This is a genomic window from Streptomyces sp. NPDC039609 (assembly GCF_055596705.1).
In genome coordinates, this window is the sequence record NZ_JBVIUJ010000025.1 from 1 (window position 1) to 17301 (window position 17301).

Sequence of the window (17301 nt, forward strand, 5' to 3'; positions counted from 1 at the left end):
GTAGGACCTGCCGTGGTCAGCAGACCGACCGCTGGGGCCGGCGACTCACATCCCGGGAGCAGCCCAGACCGTGATCGACCGGACAGGTCCTAGGTGGCCAGGGACCGGGCGGAGAACGGTGACGAACCACATCGGCAGCAGGGCGCGGTCGCGCACCGTGTCGGCAGCCGCCTGCGCGGAACCAGCTCCGGCTTCTGCCGGGCTTTGTCGCCCCGTTCAGGAATGCGGCTTTCGCGGTGCGCGCCGCCTCGTCCGACATGCCGGGGCGCGTCCGGGCCGGTCAGCCATCCAAGCGTTGCTGGCCGGTGCCCCTGCAGTACGAGCAGTCCATTCCGAGACCGCACTCGACACACTGCTTGCCATCCGTGAAGCCCAGACCCTCACATACGATGCATGTGCCCCAACCGTCACACATACGGCACAGCCGGTAGCCGGGCATCAACGTATGAGGCGCGGCCGCGCGCGGCGGACGTATCCAGCGATGGCTGAACCATACGGTGGGCGTCTTGCCCCACAGACCAAGATCGCCGAACGGCCGGCTGAAGACACCCACCTCGAACCCAGCGTGCTGTGCCTTCAGCGAGAGCCCCAAGGGGCCCTTGCCGGTCTCGAATGGGCACCAGCCTGCCGCGACCAGCGCTTCGGAGACTGTCGCAGCGACATAGGGAACGCCAGCCAGAGTCAAACCCATCGTGAACTGCCTGCCCATTGCCCCGCTCGTGGTGCGCCGGTCCTGGACCTGCTCCTCCACCTCGGGATCCCCGCCCCGCGCGACTGCGGCCGCGATGGCCCTCAATTCACTCCGCAACGAGTTCACCGAACGCTCGAACTCCTCAGCGGCGCCCTCGATTTCCTCGCTCAAGCCCCTACCCTCTCTCGGACGTTCGTTGCACACTTCTGCCGGATATCATGCCCCCATGCCCCACACCATCTGCGCGCTCGTCGTGTCCGGACAGGTTGACACCAAGCGGGCCCGGGAGGTGGGGCTGCGAGCCGCACTCACGCACGGGGGCGTCAGCGTGTTCCCGATCGATCACTATTTCTCCGCCTATTGGGCTGCAACGCGAGGGAACCGTGCGCAGCTTGACCTGCCAGACGGAATCGTCTCCGAGAGCACGACCTTTCCGGGTGAGGCAGTGCTGCACGACCTTGTCCGTGAGGTGACCGGCAGTCACAAGCCTCGGTTTGCCATCATCCAGACCGAGTACTTCGCCGGTACCGGCAGCCAGTGGGCGGCCGCGTTCGACGGCGCGGAGCGATTGACACCTGAGGGGACATCGATCAACCAGGCACTGGCTGCACTGGGCGTGAAGGCATCCGCCGTGGTGGACGAGTTCGACACGATCGGCCTGGGCGACTTCCGCAGCAACCCGGACTACCTTCAGGCCTACGTCGCCCTGTGCAACGAACTGGGCGTGTGAGACACCTGTCCCTCACCACTGCAAGTCCGGCGAGACGGCCGGTGGCAGCCTCGGCCATACCTGCCCATCAGGGCGCCCCGCGGGCGTCGAGCTGCCCCCTTCCCAGATCCAGCTACGAAGGGGGCGATCGGACCGATTGCAGTCCACACGTTCCAACCAGTCTGCAGGTGCGTTCATGGAAGCGCCCGTAGCAGAGCCTGGAACCGGACAGAGCAAGCCGCATCTGTGCTGTGGCAGGAGGGTGCGACCGCCGCTCAAAGAAGCAGGTGCGATGACGACCCGCAAACGCCGGCACGCCTCGGCCGTAGCCGGCGTCTGATCCACAGCAAGCGTCGACAGCAGCAACGGCCTCCTGCGTCTTCGGCAGCCGTAGAGAAGCTGTCCAGCACACGCGAAGGTTACGAGATCGCCCCTCGACAGCGGCCCAGGCGGATCGGGATCAGCCCCTCGACAGCACCTGAAGAAGATCACCGACCTGCGTGGCGGGCAGCATCGGTCTGCGCGGCCGTCCCGACCGGACGACGGCCGACTAGGACAGGACGGGCGTGCGTCACACCTTGTGAGGGGTCATCGTGCGCAGGACCTCCGGGGCATCATCGTCCGCCCCGATCGTTGCTAGCTCGCCGGCCTTGCCCCAGCCCGGTACTCGCCCGGGCCCATGAGCTTCACCGCGACGTTCCGTCCCTCCTGGGCTTGTTGTCCGGGGCGGCAGACCCGCAGCGCGGCCTTTCCCTGCTGCGTCGTCTTCCGCAGCGTGCTGCCGCTTCCCGGGCCGGCTAACCCTGCGCGAGGTCGTTAGGGGGTGAACGTCAGACGTTCCACCTGACCGGGTTCGTATGTTTGCTGGATCGGTCTGCCGTTGACGACGAGCCGGAAGGCCTCCGCGTCCCCCAGGACGAGAGCGATCTGCTCCCCATCTGTGAAGGTGCGGGTCTGGCCCGCCTGGAGAAGGCCGTCGAAGAGCAGGCGCCCGTCGGAGGCTCTGGCCGAAAGCCTGGCTTTACGTACCTTGGCGCTGACCACCACGGTGACCCTGTCCGCAGGGCTTCTGCCGATGGTGGTCGGAGGGGCCTGCGGGGACTGTGAAGACCTTCCGCCACTTCGCCTGGCCGAACGAGAAGACGCCGAACAGGACGAGCCCGACGGCCACAGCAACGAGCAGCCACGGACCGGCAGGCGTCTGGGCGAACGAACGGATCGCATCGTCCACGCCCTTGGCCTCGGCCGGGGCGAACTCGACCGCCGCCTTGGCCCCGAACCAGCCCACCGCAGCGAAGACGCATCCTCGCCCGACACCACCGACCATGCCCGTGACGTCCATGAAGCGCTGCGCCTTGCGGGGCATCCGCCCCCACGTCAGGTGCTTGCGGTACCTCCGCATCACCGCGCTTCCCGCCATACACAGACCGGCCACCGCGAAACAGACGGCCACCGCGCCCACCCACCACTGCCCGCCCGGCAGCCCCAGCAGCCGACCGGTGACGTCCTGACTCTGCTGGTCGCTCGACCCCGCCCCGCTGTCCCGTGAGTCCGCCGCGAAGGAGAACACGAGGAAGGAGGTGACGCCGTAGAACACACAACGCGCCCCGGACACGGCCCGCTTGGCCGCGCCGTCACCCTTGGGACCGGCGGCACCGAATACGGCCTCTGACAGCCGCCAAAGAGCCATGCCGGCGAGACCCAGCCCCAGCGCCCACAGCAGCACCGCGCCGAACGGGGCCTCCGAAACCTCGGCCAGGGCCCCACCTCGGTCGGCCTGCTCGCGCGTGCCGGTCAGACCGATCCGTACGGCCAGTGCCCCGACGAGCAGATACAGCACCCCACGCGCCACGAAACCCATACGGGCCCCGCCACGGATGGCGCCGCCACGGGCCACTCTTCTCGCCACCGTGGCCGAGCTCGCTGCGGTCATGTCCGGTCACTCCCCTTCAGGTCAGGAACATCGGGTTCCCCCTCGCCACCGGCCCAACCCCCGGCCCCTCCATGCCGGCGCCGCTGTGGATCAGGGGTTCGAACTCGAAGCGGACTCTTCGGTCACATCGTGACCGGCCGCGGGGATTCTCGTCGTCGGCTGTCGGTAGCGTGACCGCTTGTGATGGTGGGAACCGAAGAGTCCCGGCTGGTTGTGCTGCGCAGGAACAGCGCGTCGGGGAAGTCGTCCGTCGCGGTCGGCCTTCGTGAGAGGTTCGGCCGCGGCCTGGCCCTGGTCGGCCAGGACAACCTCCGCCGTATCGTGCTCCGCGAACGGGACCGGCCTGGCGCTTCGAACATCGGCCTGATCGACCTGACAGCCCGCTACGCCCTTGATGCCGGGTACCACGTCGTGGTCGAAGGCATCCTCTACGCCGACCACTACGGTGACATGCTGGCCCGGCTGCGCGCCGACCACCGCGGCCCGACCCACGCCTACTACCTGGACGTCTCCTTCGACGAGACTCTCGCCCGGCATGCCACCAAGCCGATCGCCGACGACGTCAACGAGACGCAACTGCGCGACTGGTACCGGCCGCGCGATCTACTTCACGACGGGCTCGAGACCATCGTCGGTGCCAGTAGCGCCCTGCCCGAGACTGTCGACCGCATCATGCTCGACACCGGCCTGGCCCACCTGCCCGCACTCGACCGCTGACCGGGCGCCGTTGCGACAAGCCATGGAACCTGGCCGGGACGCAGTACGGCGGGCCGACCCGCAGTACACGCAGGGTCAGCTCACGTCGTGACGTCAGCCCTTGCCGGGGTCGACGTCCGCTGTGTCGTCCTTGCTCTCCGGCTCGTCCTGGTCTTCGTCGGATGCACCGGGTGCATGGCCGAGAGCTGCTGGGGTGCGAGCTAATAGGCGCACGGACCGATGTCCGAGGCGTGCCCTAGTGTTCTCGGCGATTGCCTGACCTGGGAGATTCGCATGTCTGCTCGTGCTCGGCTCTGTGCCACCGTTCCCGCTCTCATGGCCTCGTCGCAGGCCGGTCCGCCAGAGATCGCCGGGCTGCCGGGGCGCAGGATGCTCGTCCAGCGGAGCGACGAGGAGATCGTGGCCCAGGCTCTGGATGACGCCTTCGCCGCACGCCCCGAAGCGAGCGTCCGATTCCCTGCGCCCTGGCCGCGGCGCCGGGGGACGTGGGAGGTGGCGCCGGACGCAAGCGTGGCTGTCTTCGCCGGGGTCCATGCCGTGCGGGCGGTGGAGCCGTCGGGTGCGACGCGCTGGGAGGTGCGGCATGGGTGCTGGTACGGCGCATGCCGCGAGATGCACGAGTCGTATGACGAGTACGCGGATCGCCAGGACCATCGGTACCCGGATGGTGGATCGGTCGGTTTCTCAGCGGACGGCAGACTCGTCTGGGCTCACGTACGCGGTCCGTTGCCCGAGGGCGAGCTGGACCCGGACACGGTCGACGAGTGGCTGGTACTCGACGCCGAGAACGGTCGAGTGCTCGCGCGGGTCAACGCCGAAGCCGCAGCGGCCGGCAGTTTCCACATTTCCCACCCGACCGATTCGCATCAGATGGGGTTGAGCGTCGGCGAAGGGCAGGACGGGGCGCCTCTGCGCTGGGGTCGGTGGGACGGGCGGAGATTGGACGTGGACTACCTCGAGGGTGACCTCTGCCTGCTGAGCGTGAGTCCCTCGGGGGAGCGGCTCATGACCGTCTCACACGACCAGGACTCGCTCGCCGTTCGCGACTCCCGTGGCGCCGTCGTGGAGGGGCTGGAGTGGGACGCCGAGTCAGTGATTCCTCGGCACCCTGACGCTCCGTGCGGCGATGATGAGGAGATGCCTGTCTATTGGGACTGGGCGGGCGGCTTCGCCGATGAGGCGACCCTGATCGTTTCGACTGCCGAGAGCGACGAGGAGTGGGGGCGGAGCCGGCACTGGCTGGTCGATACGACGGGGACGCGCGGGCTCGTTCCGGTCGCCTATCCGTCGCCGGTCTCCTGCCAGCCGACGGCACTGGGGAACGGCGCCTGGCTGACGCTGTCCGAGTCCCGTGATGCCCTGCACGTCTGGGTACTGCACACTCCGGCGCTCGATGTATGAGGCGACGGTTTCCCAACGCATAGGCGCCACCACGTGTAGTTGGCTGTGAGTCCAAGGCGTCATCAGCAGCTCGAGACGTTTTGGGACAGGCGAGCGCTCGCCGGGCCGCGCCGCCCGTCTGCTACGACCTGCCGCGGGCCATGCCGATCGGGAACGGCCGTTACCGGGTGGGGTTCGCCGACGGCCGACTGCAGGAGCCGGACAGTCCGGCAGAGGCCGCTGCGGTCCTTCTCGCGGGCCTCCCCGACGACGCTGTCCCGCGAACTTGAAGGTCAGGGTGTTCACACATGGGTCCGACCAGGTTCGTTCCTCCGGCCCCTGTAGCCGCTCTCCGCTCCCGGTGCGTTCCATGGCCTGGTCGACGAGTTCGAGGCCGCGGCCTCCGTGGCGGACAGCGGCGGCCACGGAAGCTCTCCGGGGGTGGGCTACGCGGCGCCCGCCGCTGCCAGTACCGCGACCGGCAGGAGCAGAATCCACTGTGGCAGGCGGAGTAGTGGTCTGGGCCAGCCGACGGACAGCGTGACGACCAGGAAGGCTGCCGCGTACGCGATGAAGTGCGCGGCCACGAACCACGCCACCAAGCCGGTCCCCGGCGTACCGTCCGTCAGGGAGAGGTAAAGCAGAGCGAGTCCGGAGAGCACCAGGTCGACGCTCACCATGTGCCACACGGCGTGCAGGACACGCTTGGGTTCGTCCGCGAGCCCACAGGACAGCAGCGGGCGCACCACATCGCGGCGCCCGCCTACGATGTGCACTGCGGCCACGCCGACAGCGGTGATGCCTGCCGCGAGAAACCAGCCGTTCATCGGATCTCGATTCCCTTGGCCACGACGGTAGCCAGCAGTGCGGCCAGCTGCTGGTCAGGGTGCTCTCCGACCAGCCCCACATGGAAGAACACAGCTCCTGCCAGCGTGTCCAGGACCAGATCCACAGGCGTTTCGGCCGCGATCTCCCCGCGCACCACGGCGCGTTCGAAGACAATCAGCAGCCGTTCCTTGGACGGGGCCAGGAAGTCGCCGCGAATGCGCGCCTTCAGTTCCGGATCTGCGGCGAAGTCAGCGAGCAGCCCCGGAAGTGCCGCCGCGGCGGCAGGCGCGCGGAACTCGTCGACCAGGCCCTGCAGCAGCACGGTCAGATCCCCGGCCAGCGTTCCGGTGTCCGGGGGCGGAGCATCATCGGTGGTCGTGAGGACGGCCTCGAAGACCAACTCCGGCTTGCCCGGCCACCGCCGGTAGATCGTGTCCTTGCCGACACCGGCCCGCGCGGCCACCGCCCCGATCGATGTCGCGGCGTAGCCGACCTCGACCACCAGCTCTGACGTCGCGCCGATGATTGCCTCGTGCGATCGGGGATCCCTGGGACGCCCCCTGGAGGGCAGAGAGAAACTCATGACATTTACCTTACGGGTCGACCCGTAAGGTAAACAAGAGGTCGGCCTGCCCTCAGAACCGGAGCCGGCGGCGCCTCTTCAGGTCGCCGGAAGGCTGACGAGCGGGCAGAAGAACTCCTGCCGGCCGCCGACGACGGAGTGGGCGGGATAAGCGACAACCGCCCCCGGACCCCGCCACGTTCGGACAGGACCCGAACACACCCACCAATGCCGATCCCGCCCAGCCTTCCGACTGAACGGGATCTCGTGACGGTTCACGAGAGTTCGGTCAAGGCGGCGGGTGGTATCGGGTGCCCTTCAGCCGTCAGCGGCAGTCGGGCACCTTCGAGTCGCACGGGGAGCAGTCGACGCCATCCTTGGCCCACAGCTCCTCGCCCGGGTCGAACCCGCAGGAGCGCAGGAAGTCCGCGGTCCGGATGACGACGCCGTCGCTGCGGCGCTGAATGAACGGGGCGTGGTGCTTGTACTTCCCGCCGTTGTAGAAGGAGCAGCTGGCGTGCTTTGCGATGGAGGACGACGGCCGTATCCGGAAGATCACCCGAGGTCGCGTGGCGGCGCCGCGCCTACATCGTGGACTGGATGGCCGGCCGTGTCGGCATGAGGGTACGGCTGCGCCATCTGCCGCAGTTCGACGGCAAGGTCGAGGTCTTCAACCGCCGACGGGCCGGCACCCAGGCCGCGCGTACCTCGCCGAGGTCGCGATACCGGCACGGCGCCGCACCCTGTCCAAGGTCCGTGAGAGCAAGGCCTGGGCTCTCACGGCGGACTTGAGCGGCGGAGAATCCAAGCCGGACCCGCTGCACCGCAACGACCACGCCTGCCGCGCCCGCTCGCGGCGTCCGGCCAACGGGCAGCAGGCCCAGGAGGGGATCAGCCGCGCTCGGGCGGTGGACCTGGCAGCCCGCGCGGAGGCCAGTGCGGTGGGCGGCTGCGGGTCCCGGCCCGGTCACCCCGGGACCGTGCAGTCCAGGATCCTCCCGTCCACCGTTCCCACGACCAGTCGCCGTTGGTCCGCCCGGAACGCGACGGACATCGGCGTGACCGGGTGGCCGTGCGCGCGCAGGGTGTGCCGGTCCCGCACCTCGCCCGTCGCCGTGTCGAGCGTCTCCACCTCGCCGGTGAGGTAGACGACGTACACGTTGCGCTCGTCGCCGTCGAGACCGGCGAGCGGCTGGTCGGTCTCGTATACCCAGCGTGCCGCTCCGTCCGGAAGCCGACGGTTCACGACGTACGTGCCCTCGCGGGCTTCCGCGTAGGTGGCGCCCGGCTCGTACGTCCGGCCTGCTTGGACGAGGGTGTCTCCCAGCTCGACGGCGGGGCCGCACCAGGGCTGGAGTGCGGACGCTGGGTCCCAGTGCAGGGGGAAGAGGGCGCGCACGGTGGAGGGGCCGTGGGTGCCTGGCGGCTCGATCGCGTGGATCCACGGCGCGTCGCCGTCCGGGCCGGGACCGTCCACGTACAGCAGACGGGTGCTGTGCCTGACGCGCAGCGCGGGGGAGTTGGAGCGACGGGGCGCAAGCCCGACTCGTGCCGCCTCCTGGTGCGCGGGGTCGAGCAGCAGCGCGGCCTCTGGGTCGCGCCCCAGCGGGCGCAGGGCCAGCCAGCCCTCGCCCGTGGCGCTCCCTGCGGGGGCCGATGGCATGTCCACGCTGTCCACCACACCGCCGTCCGCCGTCGATATGCGCCGAACCGTGGTCGCCCGGTCGACCAGCCGCCCCGTCGCGTCGTCGCGGCGAAAGCCCCGGTACGTCACCCACGCCGACTCGTCGTCAGGGGTCGCCTCGACCTGGACGCTTCCCTCCCCGCCGGCTGGTAGAGCCCAGCTCAGCGCGCCGGCCGGATCCCAGCATTCGAGGTCCGTGTGCCGGCCGGTAGCCAGCACCCTGCCGTCGGCCAGCACCGTGAGGTCCCGTACTTCCGCCCGCCGCCGCCACCGGCCCTCCGTCAACCGGGCTAGGACGTCCTCCACATGGGGGTCGTAGAGGAGCCCGCTTTCGACCATCGGATGGCGAACGTGGTCGGGGTCGACCAGACCGGCCGGAGCGGACAGCCAGTCGTCCGCCGCCACGGCCAGCTCGAAGCCTGTGCGGAAACCGCCATCCTTGTCCTCGGGGGAGAGCAGCATCGCGAGCCTGCCGTCCTCCAGCCAGCGCAGGTGCCGCACTTGGCGGCCCTTGCTCAGCAGGTCCGTCACGAGCCCGGTCTCGAGGTGCAGCAAAAGCAGCTGTCCCTCGAAGTCCCACGAACCGTCGTAGCGACCGGTGCCCACGGCGACCACCGGCAGCTCCGGGTGAGGCTCGATGGCACATACCGAGTAGCGGGAGGCGACGACGTGGCGCGGCCGGAGGTCGTCGGCTTCGTACACACCGATCCGGTGGCCGAGCCAGCGACCCCTGCCGCGCCACGAGACGTGGCCGAGGTCGCCGGCCGCGATGACACAGCCATGACGCGTGGCGGTCACCGCCCACTCCGGCCGACCGATCTCGGCGAACGGTTGGTCCCCCAGTATGCGGCGGACGGTCAGCTCTTCCGGCACGACGATCTCCCCTCAGGCGGCGCACAGTCTGCCAGGTCCGGCCCGCGCGTTCATGCGCCCTCTCGAGTCGCTCGACTCATCCGCGTACGAGGACGGGCCGACGGACTGTCCCGACGGTCAGCGGCCCGTGCCGAGCAGTGCGACGTGCGCGTGTTCTCGAACACTGCCACGGGGCGGCCGGGGACCCGGCGGGTGGGGTCAAAGTCGCGACCGGGGGAGTCCAGGCCGTACTGCTGTTGACCGAGGTGACACCCGAGCACAACTCTGGCTGCTCGACGGCATAGCCTCGGCCTGCGAGCCACAGCCGCAAACAGACCGAGCAGCCTCACCCCGCCGTGCTCCCTCCCTTTCAGGCACTGCTGGACGGTACAGACCGGGCGTCGCTCGCCGCGGCCTGCGGCACGGATGAATCCCTGCCGGCGGCGCTGACACTCCCGACCAGCCCTGACCCATTCATGCCCCGCCCCGACACCCTCCGCGCCGTCCACCGCTGAACCGTCCGCAACGACACCCCCAACTCCTGCGCCACCACCTGCTTCGATCCCCGCCCACCTGATCCTGGGCCGGGCGTTGGGGCACGTCTGCTTCCGGCAGACGGCCCCCCGAACCTCACCTGCAGCCCGTCCGACCGCCGGCCAGCAGCACGCAACTGCTCCTCAGTGGTGCCCGGCACCGGCTGTGTGAACAGCAGCTGCTCCAACGCCGCCCGTACCACCATGACCTCCGCCTGTCGATCAGCCCTTTGCATCGGGTCTCGCATGCTTCACGGTGGAGGGCAGCCGGAATCTCGATCCCCCGCCGCTAGGTACCAAAGATGCGGTAGTCCTCTGGCGAGTTGCTTTCAACTGCGCGTAGGAGGCCTGCTCAGCGGAGCGGGAGCCAGGTACTGGCGTAGAGGAAGAGTGCGCCGCCTGCTGCTGTGACGGCGCCTCGGAGGAGATGTACGCCGGCCTCGTTGCGCTGAGCAGGGCAGCACCGCCTCCACGCAGTCAGCCGCCCCGTAATCACCTCACTGCGCCCAGTCGATGCCGAGTGCGGCGAGGGCTGCGAGCTGTGTCTGGTCGACTTTGTCGCGGCGGGCTTTCTGGTTGGCGTACCAGATCCCAACCTGGTGTTGGGTGCCGTCGGGGAGCTATTCGACGACGGCCCGCCCCGGCATTCCGCCTTCCCGCGCCACGTGCTGCTGGAGGGCTTGGAGGCCTTTCTGGAAGGCCGCCGTGCCGCTGGCGGGGGCGGTCTGGTGGACGTGGTCGTCTTCGCCGCCGTCTTACGGGCCGGTTGAGCCTTCTGGGGCTCTACGCCGAGTTCGCCGAGCCGGCGCTGCTGCTCCTCGTTCCGCCGGTCCCAGGCCCGCCGTTGGTTGGCGAGCCACCGTCCGATGTCTTCGCCGTGCCAGCCCGGTCCAGGCCCCCCTGACGGCGTCCTCCCCACCCGCGCCGCTGTTCGGCGTCTCGCCCGCCACGGTCTGCCGAGTCATACAACGGCTCCGTTCGCTGCTGGCATTGGAGCCGGCTCCGCGGCCGGTGGCGGACACCGACCGGTTGTGGATCGCGAACGGCACCCTGATCCCGGTCCGCGACCGGAAGGTCGGCGCTTCGTCCCGCAACTACCGGTTCTCGGCGAACGTGCAGGTCATCATCGACGCGAACACCCGCCTGGTCATCGCGGCGGCCCGGCCGGCACCGGGCAGCAAGGCAGACGCACTTGTCTGGCGCGAGGCGGACCTGCCCGCCAAGGCGGGGGGAACGACAGTGATCGCGGACGGCGCCTACCTCGGCACCGGCCTGATCGTCCCGCACCGGAAGAGAGCCGGCCGCCCCCTCCTGCGCGGACAGGAAGAGGACAACGCCGAACACCGACGGGCCGCGCCCGCGTCGAGCACACCTTCGCCCGGATGAAGAACTGGAAGATCCTTCGCGACTGCCGACAGCGAGGCGACGGACTTCACCACGCCGTCCAGGCCGTCGCCGCCATACACAACCTCGCCATGACACGGTGAGCCAGCAGGTCAAACACCATTCAGGCCTGCCCGAAGCGGACCTTCTGCAACACGCTTTAGGGCGTGTATCGAGTCGTGATCAATTTGCGGGATGTGCCTTCGTGGCACGGTCCGGTCCGATAGACGGTCTTATGTGACGCGAGTGCAACTGACCGAACCGGCTTGGGAGTTCATTGAGCCGTACCTGCCGATCGGCGAGTACGGCCCGTACCCCGAGCGACTGCGGCAGCAGTTCGAGGGCGTGATCTGGCGGTTCAAGACGGGCGGGCAGTGGCGGGAGATGCCGACGGAGTTCGGCGCCTGGTCGACCGTCCACAACCGCTTCCGGCAGTGGCGTGACGCCGGCGTCTTCGAGGCCCTGCTGGAGGGCCTGATCACGGAAGCCGCGAAGCGGGGTGAGGTGGACCAGTCCCTGGTCAGCATCGACTCCACCACCGCCCGAGCCCACCACGGCGCGGCCGGGATGCACCTCGACGAGGACGTCGTCACCGCCCTGGAGAAACCCGCGGCCGAGGAGGAGAAGGCCAGGTCAAAGGGGGCGGCCTCGAAGAGCAGAACGGGCAAGAGACCGAAAGTGATCCCGTGCTGGAAGAACGACGACGCATCCGGCGTCGGCGAAAACTCCGGCTGAAGGCCGCCCTCCTCGGACGTTCCAGAGGCGGGCAGACCAGCAAGGTCCACCTCGCCGCCGACCGCAAGTGCCGCCCGCCGGCGTTCATCCTGACCACAGGCCAGGCAGCGGACAGCCCGCAGTTCATCCCCGTCCTGAAGAAGGTACGGGTTCGCGGGCCCGTCGGCCGACCCCGCATCCGGCCGGACGCGGTCGCCGGGGACAAGGCGTACTTGTCCCGCGGAAACCGCGCCCACCTGCGCAAACACCGTATCAAGGCGGTCATCCCGGCGAAAAAGGACCAGGCCGCCAACCGGAAGAAGAAGGGCTCCAGAGGTGGCCGACCGTCAGCCACGACGCCGATCTCTACAAGGAGCGGAACACCGTCGAACGCCTGATCAACAAGCTCAAAGCATGGCGAGGCATCGCCACCCGATACAACAAGACTCCCGACAGCTACCTCGCCGGTCTCCACCTGCGCGCCTCGATGACCTGGATGAAGGACCTCACCAGGACCACCCGATGATCACCACTCGATATGTCCCTAGGTGACGCGCTGAGGTGCCGGACGCCTTGGGCGGGCAGAGTTGAGTCAACGGTCAACCAGCCGTGGACGCGGGGCCTCACCCGTGGATTCCGCGTCGGTGTCGTCGGTGCCGACCGGGCCGCGGGGAAGCATCCGGTCTAGCCACTTCGGCAGCCACCAGTTGGTCCGGCCGAGGAGTGTCATGGTCGCCGGTACCAGCACCATGCGTACGACCGTGGCGTCGATGAAGATCGCCGTGGCCAGGCCGAGCCCGAACATTTTGGTGGAGGGGTCCTCGGCGACGGCGAAGGACAGGAAGACCGCCACCATGATGAGGGCGGCCGAGGTGATGATCCGGGCGGTGCGCGAGACGCCCTCGACGATCGCCGTGCCGTTGTCGCCGGTGCGCAGGTACTCCTCGCGTACGCGGGAGAGGAGGAACACCTCGTAGTCCATCGAGAGGCCGAACAGGATCGCGAAGAGGAACATCGGGATGAACGACACGATCGGAACCGTCGCTTCCAGCCCGATGAGTGCGCCTCCCCAACCCCACTGGAAGACCGCGACCATGATGCCGTAGGCCGCGCCGATGCTCAGCAGATTCAGCAGTACCGCCTTGAGCGGTACGAGGATCGAGCGGAAGACCAGCATCAGCAGCAGGAACGACATCGCCAGCACGGCGGCGACGAACACCGGCAGGCGCTGGCTGGTGCGTCGGCCCACATCGGACAGGCTCGCGGCGGCGCCGCCCACGTGGGCCCTGGCCGGGCCGTGCCCGATCGCGGTGGGCAGCACGTCGGTGCGCAGCCGGGCGATGGTGTCGGCCGTGGCCTTGTCCTGAGGGCTGGTGGTCGGGAACACCACGAGGGTCGCGATGCCGGTGGCCCGATCAATGTGCGTCGGCGCGACGGATGCGATACCCGGATCCGCCGCGACCGTGGTGACGAGACGGTCCACCACTCCCCGATCGCCGGAGGGATCCGCGACGATGACGATGGGACCGTTGGTGCCCGGGCCGAACCCCTCGGCGACGAGGTCGTAGGCGCGCCGTTCAGTACGGCTCTGCGGCAGTGAGCCGTCGTCGGGCAGGCCGACGCGCAGGCCGAGCACAGGCAGCGTCGCAGTCAGCAGCAGCCCCGCCGCGCCGACCGCGTACGGAACCGGGTGCCGGCTGACGTGGCCGATCCAACGCCGCCACCCGGCGGCGGGGGCGACGCCTGCCGCCGTCTCCCGCCGCCGTGCGAGTCGGCCCAGCCTCCTGGTCTGCAGAGCCCGGCCGATCCGGCCGGCCCGGGCCAGGCGCGGGCCCGCCGCGCCGAGGAAGGCCGGCAGCAGGGTCACCGACGCGACCACCATGATCAGAACGACGATCGAGACGGCGAACCCGCCCACCGTCATGAACGGCACGTTCGCGACCGCCATGCCGAGGATCGATACGACGACGGTGCCGCCGGCGAAGACCACGGGCCGCCCCGCCGTGGCCACCGCCCGTCCGGCCGCCTCGTGCGGATCGAGCCCGCGCGCGAGGTACTCCCGGTGTCTGGCGAGCACGAACAGCGCGTAGTCGATGCCCACTCCGAGCCCGACCATGCTGCCCAGGACCGGTGCGAAGGTGGGGACTTCCGTCACTCCCGCCAGTACCGTCATCGTGGCGACGCCGACGGTCAGCCCGAAGACCGCCATGCCGATCGGGAGCGCGGCGGCGACGAGCGAACCGAACGCCAGGAACAGGATCGCCGCGGCGGCAAGGATTCCGATCAACTCGCTTACGCCGCCGTCGGGGTCGGAGAAGGCGTAGAAGAGGCTCCCGCCCATCTCGATCCGCAGGGGCAGCTCGGCGCGCAGCCGGTCGCCGAGATCGACGAGGGCTTCGAGGTCCTCGGGCGACAGTCGGCTCTGGCCGGGATACTGCACCCGGACGACCGCGATCCGTCCGTCGGCCGAGACAAGTCCGCCGCGCACGGCAGTGTCCCTGCCTGCGTCGAGCGCCCCCGCCGGGTCGCTCGTGCCGAGCACGTGCGGCAGCCGCTTCACCTCTGCCTGCAGCCGCGTGAGAGCGGTGCGCGCGCTGTCGTCGTCGAAGAACGTCGCACCATCCTCGCGGGGGGTGACGACCACTTGGGCGGTCATCCCCTCCTGGCCGGTGCCTGCCCGCTCGATCAGTTCCGCGGCCCGTCCGGAGTCAAGTCCCGGAGCGGTCAGCGAGTCCGCGGTACGCCCGCCGAAGGCGACGGCGGCGAGGACGGTGAGCGTGGCGACGAGCAGCCACGCCGCGATCACCCGCCAGGGATGGCGAGCGGCGCTTGCGCCCAGGCGCAACAGGGCATTCGAGAGCATCGGGTCCTCCAACCACCTCGTCGGCCGTCCTTGTACGGCCGACGATGCCGAGGCTCCTCGCCACGGCGCTCCGCGGCATCGGCCCGCGGGCCGCGGCTCCGTCGGCCCCTGGGCGGAGTGACGACCCGTCCTTTCGGCCGATGCGCGGCACGCCTCGGCCCCTAGGCTGAGAACCGTGCTCCGAGACGACCTGCGAACCCTGTGGACCGAACCCCGGCCGCCCCACGCGCCCGCCCGGGTGCGGCGGGACTGGGCGCTGCTCGCCGCGGGCCTTGCCGGTGTGGCGCTGGAGGCCACCCTGCGCGAGAACGTCGTGTGGCGGCCGGTGGCGGTGGTGTTCGCCGTATGGCTGTGCCTGCTGCCCCTGTGGCGCCGGACCCGTCCGCTGGCGATGGTGACGCTGGCCTTCGGCTCGGTGGCCCTGCTTCAGGTGGCCTCGCTCGTCGCCGGACAGCGCGAGTCCGTCGGCCTGTACACCGGCGCGATCGTGCTCGTGCTGGTGTACGCGCTGCCCCGGTGGGGATCGGGACGCGAGATCGTGCTGGGCGAGGCGGTGACCGTCGCGACCGGCGCGCTGTGTGTCGCCGTGGACGAGACCCCGGTCGTCGAGAAGATCGTGGGCGTGGTCTTCCTGCTGCTGCCCGGCGTGGTCGGGGTTGCCGTGCGGTTCCGGGTGACCGCTCGCGAGCGGCAGTTGGACCAGGTGCGCTCCCGCGAGCGCGAGCAGCTCGCCCGGGAGCTGCACGACACGGTGGCCCACCACGTGTCGGCCATGGTGATCATCGCCCAGGCGGGCCGGGTGCTCGCGGGCACCGACCCGTCCGCCGCCGTCGAGGCGCTGGAGGGCGTCGAGGAGGAAGGGGCGCGCACGCTGGAGGAAATGCGCGCCATGGTCGCTGCGCTGCGCGACCGCGGGGTCGGCGCCGAGCTGGCGCCTCCTGCCGGAGTCGCGGATCTGGAGCGTCTGGTGCGCACCCCGGGTGGTCGCCTCAGGGTCGATCTGGGGCTCGACGGCGAACTGGACGCGCTGGCCCCGGCCGTGGACGCGGCCGTCTACCGGATCGTGCAGGAGTCGGTGACCAACGCGCTGCGCCATGCGGTCGACGCGACCGAGCTCGTCGTTCGGGTCGCCGAGGAACGGCACACGGTACGGGTGAGCGTGCGCGACAACGGCCGGCGCACCGGCCGGGGTCGCGACGGATACGGACTTACCGGACTGCGCGAGCGCGCGACCCTGCTCGGCGGCACACTACGAGCCGGCCCGGGTACTGACCGGGGCTGGCATGTCGAAGCCGAACTGCCGAGTGCGAGGAGCGAGAGCGGTGTCCATTCGCGTCCTCGTCGCTGACGACCAGACGATCATCCGCACCGGGTTGCGGATCATGCTGAACGCCCAGCCCGGCATCGAGGTGGTCGGCGAGGCCGCCGACGGACAGGAAGCGGTACGTCTGGCCCGCGAACTGCGCCCCGACGTCTGTCTGTTCGACATCCGCATGCCCGTACTCGACGGGCTCGAGGCCACCCGGCTGGTCGCCGGCCCGGGCGTCGCCGACCCGCTGGCCGTGGTCGTCATCACCACGTTCGACCTCGACGAGTACGTCTACGGCGCGCTGCGTGCCGGCGCCCGCGGATTCCTCCTCAAGGACACGGGACCGGACCTTCTGGCGCAGGCCGTACGGTCGGCGTCCGGCGGTGAGGCGCTCATTGCGCCCAGCGTCACCGTCCGTCTGCTCCAGGCATTCGCGGACCTGCCTGCCGGCCGGCCCGTGGCCCAGCCGGTCTCTCCCGTCACCGCCCGCGAGGAGCAGGTGCTCCTCGCCGTCGCTCGCGGGCTGACCAACACCGAGATCGCCGATGCACTGCACATCAGCCTCAGCACGGTGAAGACGCATCTGGCCAGCCTGATGGCCAAACTCGGCGCCCGCAACCGGGTCGAGATCGCGATGTGGGCCTACGAAACGCGCCGTATCCTCCCCGGAACCTGAGCCGGGTGCCGGGCCATGTCCCATGAGTCCCCGCCCGGACATCAGTGCACCGGTCGGCTCACGTCGGCTCCACGTGCCTCACCCGCCCCAGAGCGTGACGTACCAGGAGGCCCGGAACCGGGACGGTGAGACACCCGATACGACAAGACTCCCGACAGCTACCTCGCCAGTCTCCACCTGCACGCCTCGATGATCTGGATCAAAGACCTCACCAGGACCACCCGATGATCACGACTCGATGCGCGGCCTAGGAGGGTCGCCGACAACATCACCTGGGAGGCCGGGGCCGACGAGCTGCAGGCGCTCGCCGCTGGCTCAGTCCTGCGCGGCCGGCCGGGCGTTGCTCCCTCTGCCCGAGTCCGGCCGGCCGGTGGACACGCCGATCGTGGAAGCGGGGCCCGAAGGGGCTCGATCCGTGGATCGACCTACAGCCCGAATGAGATGGCGCCGGACCAGATCGGACGACC

General features: G+C 69.7%; 12 protein-coding genes and 3 pseudogenes. 7 read left to right on the forward strand and 8 right to left on the reverse strand.

Annotated elements, in window-relative coordinates; all coding sequences use genetic code 11:
* Positions 1 to 280 precede the first annotated feature (280 nt).
* Positions 281 to 862, reverse strand: a complete 582-nt coding sequence (locus tag ACZ561_RS39400) for a DnaJ-like cysteine-rich domain-containing protein (protein WP_471004862.1) — start codon at positions 860 to 862, stop codon at positions 281 to 283.
* Positions 863 to 917: 55 nt separating this feature from the next.
* On the opposite strand from ACZ561_RS39400, the gene ACZ561_RS39405 reads away from it, so the two are divergent.
* Positions 918 to 1421 carry a hypothetical protein gene (locus ACZ561_RS39405; RefSeq protein ID WP_471004864.1) on the forward strand — a complete coding sequence of 168 codons (504 nt, stop codon included), beginning with the start codon at positions 918 to 920 and terminating at the stop codon, positions 1419 to 1421.
* 795 nt (positions 1422 to 2216) lie between these two features.
* Here the strand turns inward: ACZ561_RS39405 and ACZ561_RS39410 are convergent.
* Positions 2217 to 2444: a DUF4115 domain-containing protein gene (locus ACZ561_RS39410; RefSeq protein WP_471004866.1), complete on the reverse strand. Its 228-nt coding sequence runs from the start codon at positions 2442 to 2444 to the stop codon at positions 2217 to 2219.
* Positions 2422 to 3333: a DUF1206 domain-containing protein gene (locus tag ACZ561_RS39415; protein WP_471004868.1), complete on the reverse strand. Its 912-nt coding sequence runs from the start codon at positions 3331 to 3333 to the stop codon at positions 2422 to 2424. Before ACZ561_RS39415 ends, ACZ561_RS39410 begins: the two co-directional genes overlap by 23 nt.
* 183 nt (positions 3334 to 3516) lie before the next feature.
* Between ACZ561_RS39415 and ACZ561_RS39420 the strand changes: the two genes are divergently transcribed.
* Both ACZ561_RS39420 and ACZ561_RS39425 read left to right on the forward strand, forming a co-directional pair.
* A complete protein-coding gene (locus tag ACZ561_RS39420; protein ID WP_471004870.1) occupies positions 3517 to 4050 on the forward strand; it encodes a P-loop NTPase family protein in 534 nt (177 codons plus the stop codon).
* 510 nt (positions 4051 to 4560) lie between these two features.
* On the forward strand, positions 4561 to 5451 hold the full coding sequence (locus tag ACZ561_RS39425) for an SH3 domain-containing protein (protein ID WP_471004872.1): 891 nt from the start codon (positions 4561 to 4563) through the stop codon (positions 5449 to 5451).
* 425 nt (positions 5452 to 5876) lie between these two features.
* Here the strand turns inward: ACZ561_RS39425 and ACZ561_RS39430 are convergent, their stop codons facing one another.
* The 4 genes and pseudogenes from ACZ561_RS39430 to ACZ561_RS39445 form a co-directional block, all read right to left on the reverse strand.
* On the reverse strand, positions 5877 to 6257 hold the full coding sequence (locus tag ACZ561_RS39430; RefSeq protein ID WP_471004874.1) for a hypothetical protein: 381 nt from the start codon (positions 6255 to 6257) through the stop codon (positions 5877 to 5879).
* Positions 6254 to 6841, reverse strand: a complete 588-nt coding sequence (locus tag ACZ561_RS39435; protein WP_471004876.1) for a TetR/AcrR family transcriptional regulator — start codon at positions 6839 to 6841, stop codon at positions 6254 to 6256. Before ACZ561_RS39435 ends, ACZ561_RS39430 begins: the two co-directional genes overlap by 4 nt.
* A 304-nt stretch (positions 6842 to 7145) precedes the next feature.
* Positions 7146 to 7337, reverse strand: a pseudogene (locus ACZ561_RS39440) (hypothetical protein); the annotation flags it as partial.
* 450 nt (positions 7338 to 7787) lie between these two features.
* Entirely contained in the window at positions 7788 to 9377 is a 1590-nt protein-coding gene (locus ACZ561_RS39445; protein WP_471004878.1) for a hypothetical protein, read from the reverse strand.
* A 1433-nt stretch (positions 9378 to 10810) separates the two neighbouring features.
* On the opposite strand from ACZ561_RS39445, the pseudogene ACZ561_RS39450 reads away from it, so the two are divergent.
* Both ACZ561_RS39450 and ACZ561_RS39455 read left to right on the forward strand, forming a co-directional pair.
* Positions 10811 to 11376: pseudogene (locus ACZ561_RS39450) on the forward strand (transposase family protein); the annotation flags it as partial.
* Positions 11377 to 11509: 133 nt separating this feature from the next.
* Positions 11510 to 12512: pseudogene (locus tag ACZ561_RS39455) on the forward strand (IS5 family transposase).
* Positions 12513 to 12578: 66 nt separating this feature from the next.
* Here ACZ561_RS39455 and ACZ561_RS39460 read toward each other — a convergent pair.
* Entirely contained in the window at positions 12579 to 14849 is a 2271-nt protein-coding gene (locus tag ACZ561_RS39460; protein ID WP_471004880.1) for an MMPL family transporter, read from the reverse strand.
* 175 nt (positions 14850 to 15024) lie between these two features.
* Between ACZ561_RS39460 and ACZ561_RS39465 the strand changes: the two genes are divergently transcribed.
* Both ACZ561_RS39465 and ACZ561_RS39470 read left to right on the forward strand, forming a co-directional pair.
* Entirely contained in the window at positions 15025 to 16197 is a 1173-nt protein-coding gene (locus tag ACZ561_RS39465; RefSeq protein ID WP_471004882.1) for a sensor histidine kinase, read from the forward strand.
* Positions 16172 to 16834, forward strand: coding sequence for a response regulator (locus ACZ561_RS39470; protein WP_210578132.1), 663 nt, complete (start codon positions 16172 to 16174; stop codon positions 16832 to 16834). The genes ACZ561_RS39465 and ACZ561_RS39470 overlap by 26 nt, the downstream gene beginning before the upstream one ends.
* Positions 16835 to 17301 lie beyond the last annotated feature (467 nt).

What these genes read in the sequence shown, in the direction of transcription:
- ACZ561_RS39420 (WP_471004870.1), top strand. Translation starts at nt 3,517, where the DNA reads ATGGTGGGAACCGAAGAGTCCCGGCTGGTTGTGCTGCGCAGGAACAGC.
- ACZ561_RS39435 (WP_471004876.1), bottom strand. Translation starts at nt 6,841, where the DNA reads ATGAGTTTCTCTCTGCCCTCCAGGGGGCGTCCCAGGGATCCCCGATCG.
- ACZ561_RS39405 (WP_471004864.1), top strand. Translation starts at nt 918, where the DNA reads ATGCCCCACACCATCTGCGCGCTCGTCGTGTCCGGACAGGTTGACACC.
- ACZ561_RS39415 (WP_471004868.1), bottom strand. Translation starts at nt 3,333, where the DNA reads ATGACCGCAGCGAGCTCGGCCACGGTGGCGAGAAGAGTGGCCCGTGGC.
- ACZ561_RS39460 (WP_471004880.1), bottom strand. Translation starts at nt 14,849, where the DNA reads ATGCTCTCGAATGCCCTGTTGCGCCTGGGCGCAAGCGCCGCTCGCCAT.
- ACZ561_RS39430 (WP_471004874.1), bottom strand. Translation starts at nt 6,257, where the DNA reads ATGAACGGCTGGTTTCTCGCGGCAGGCATCACCGCTGTCGGCGTGGCC.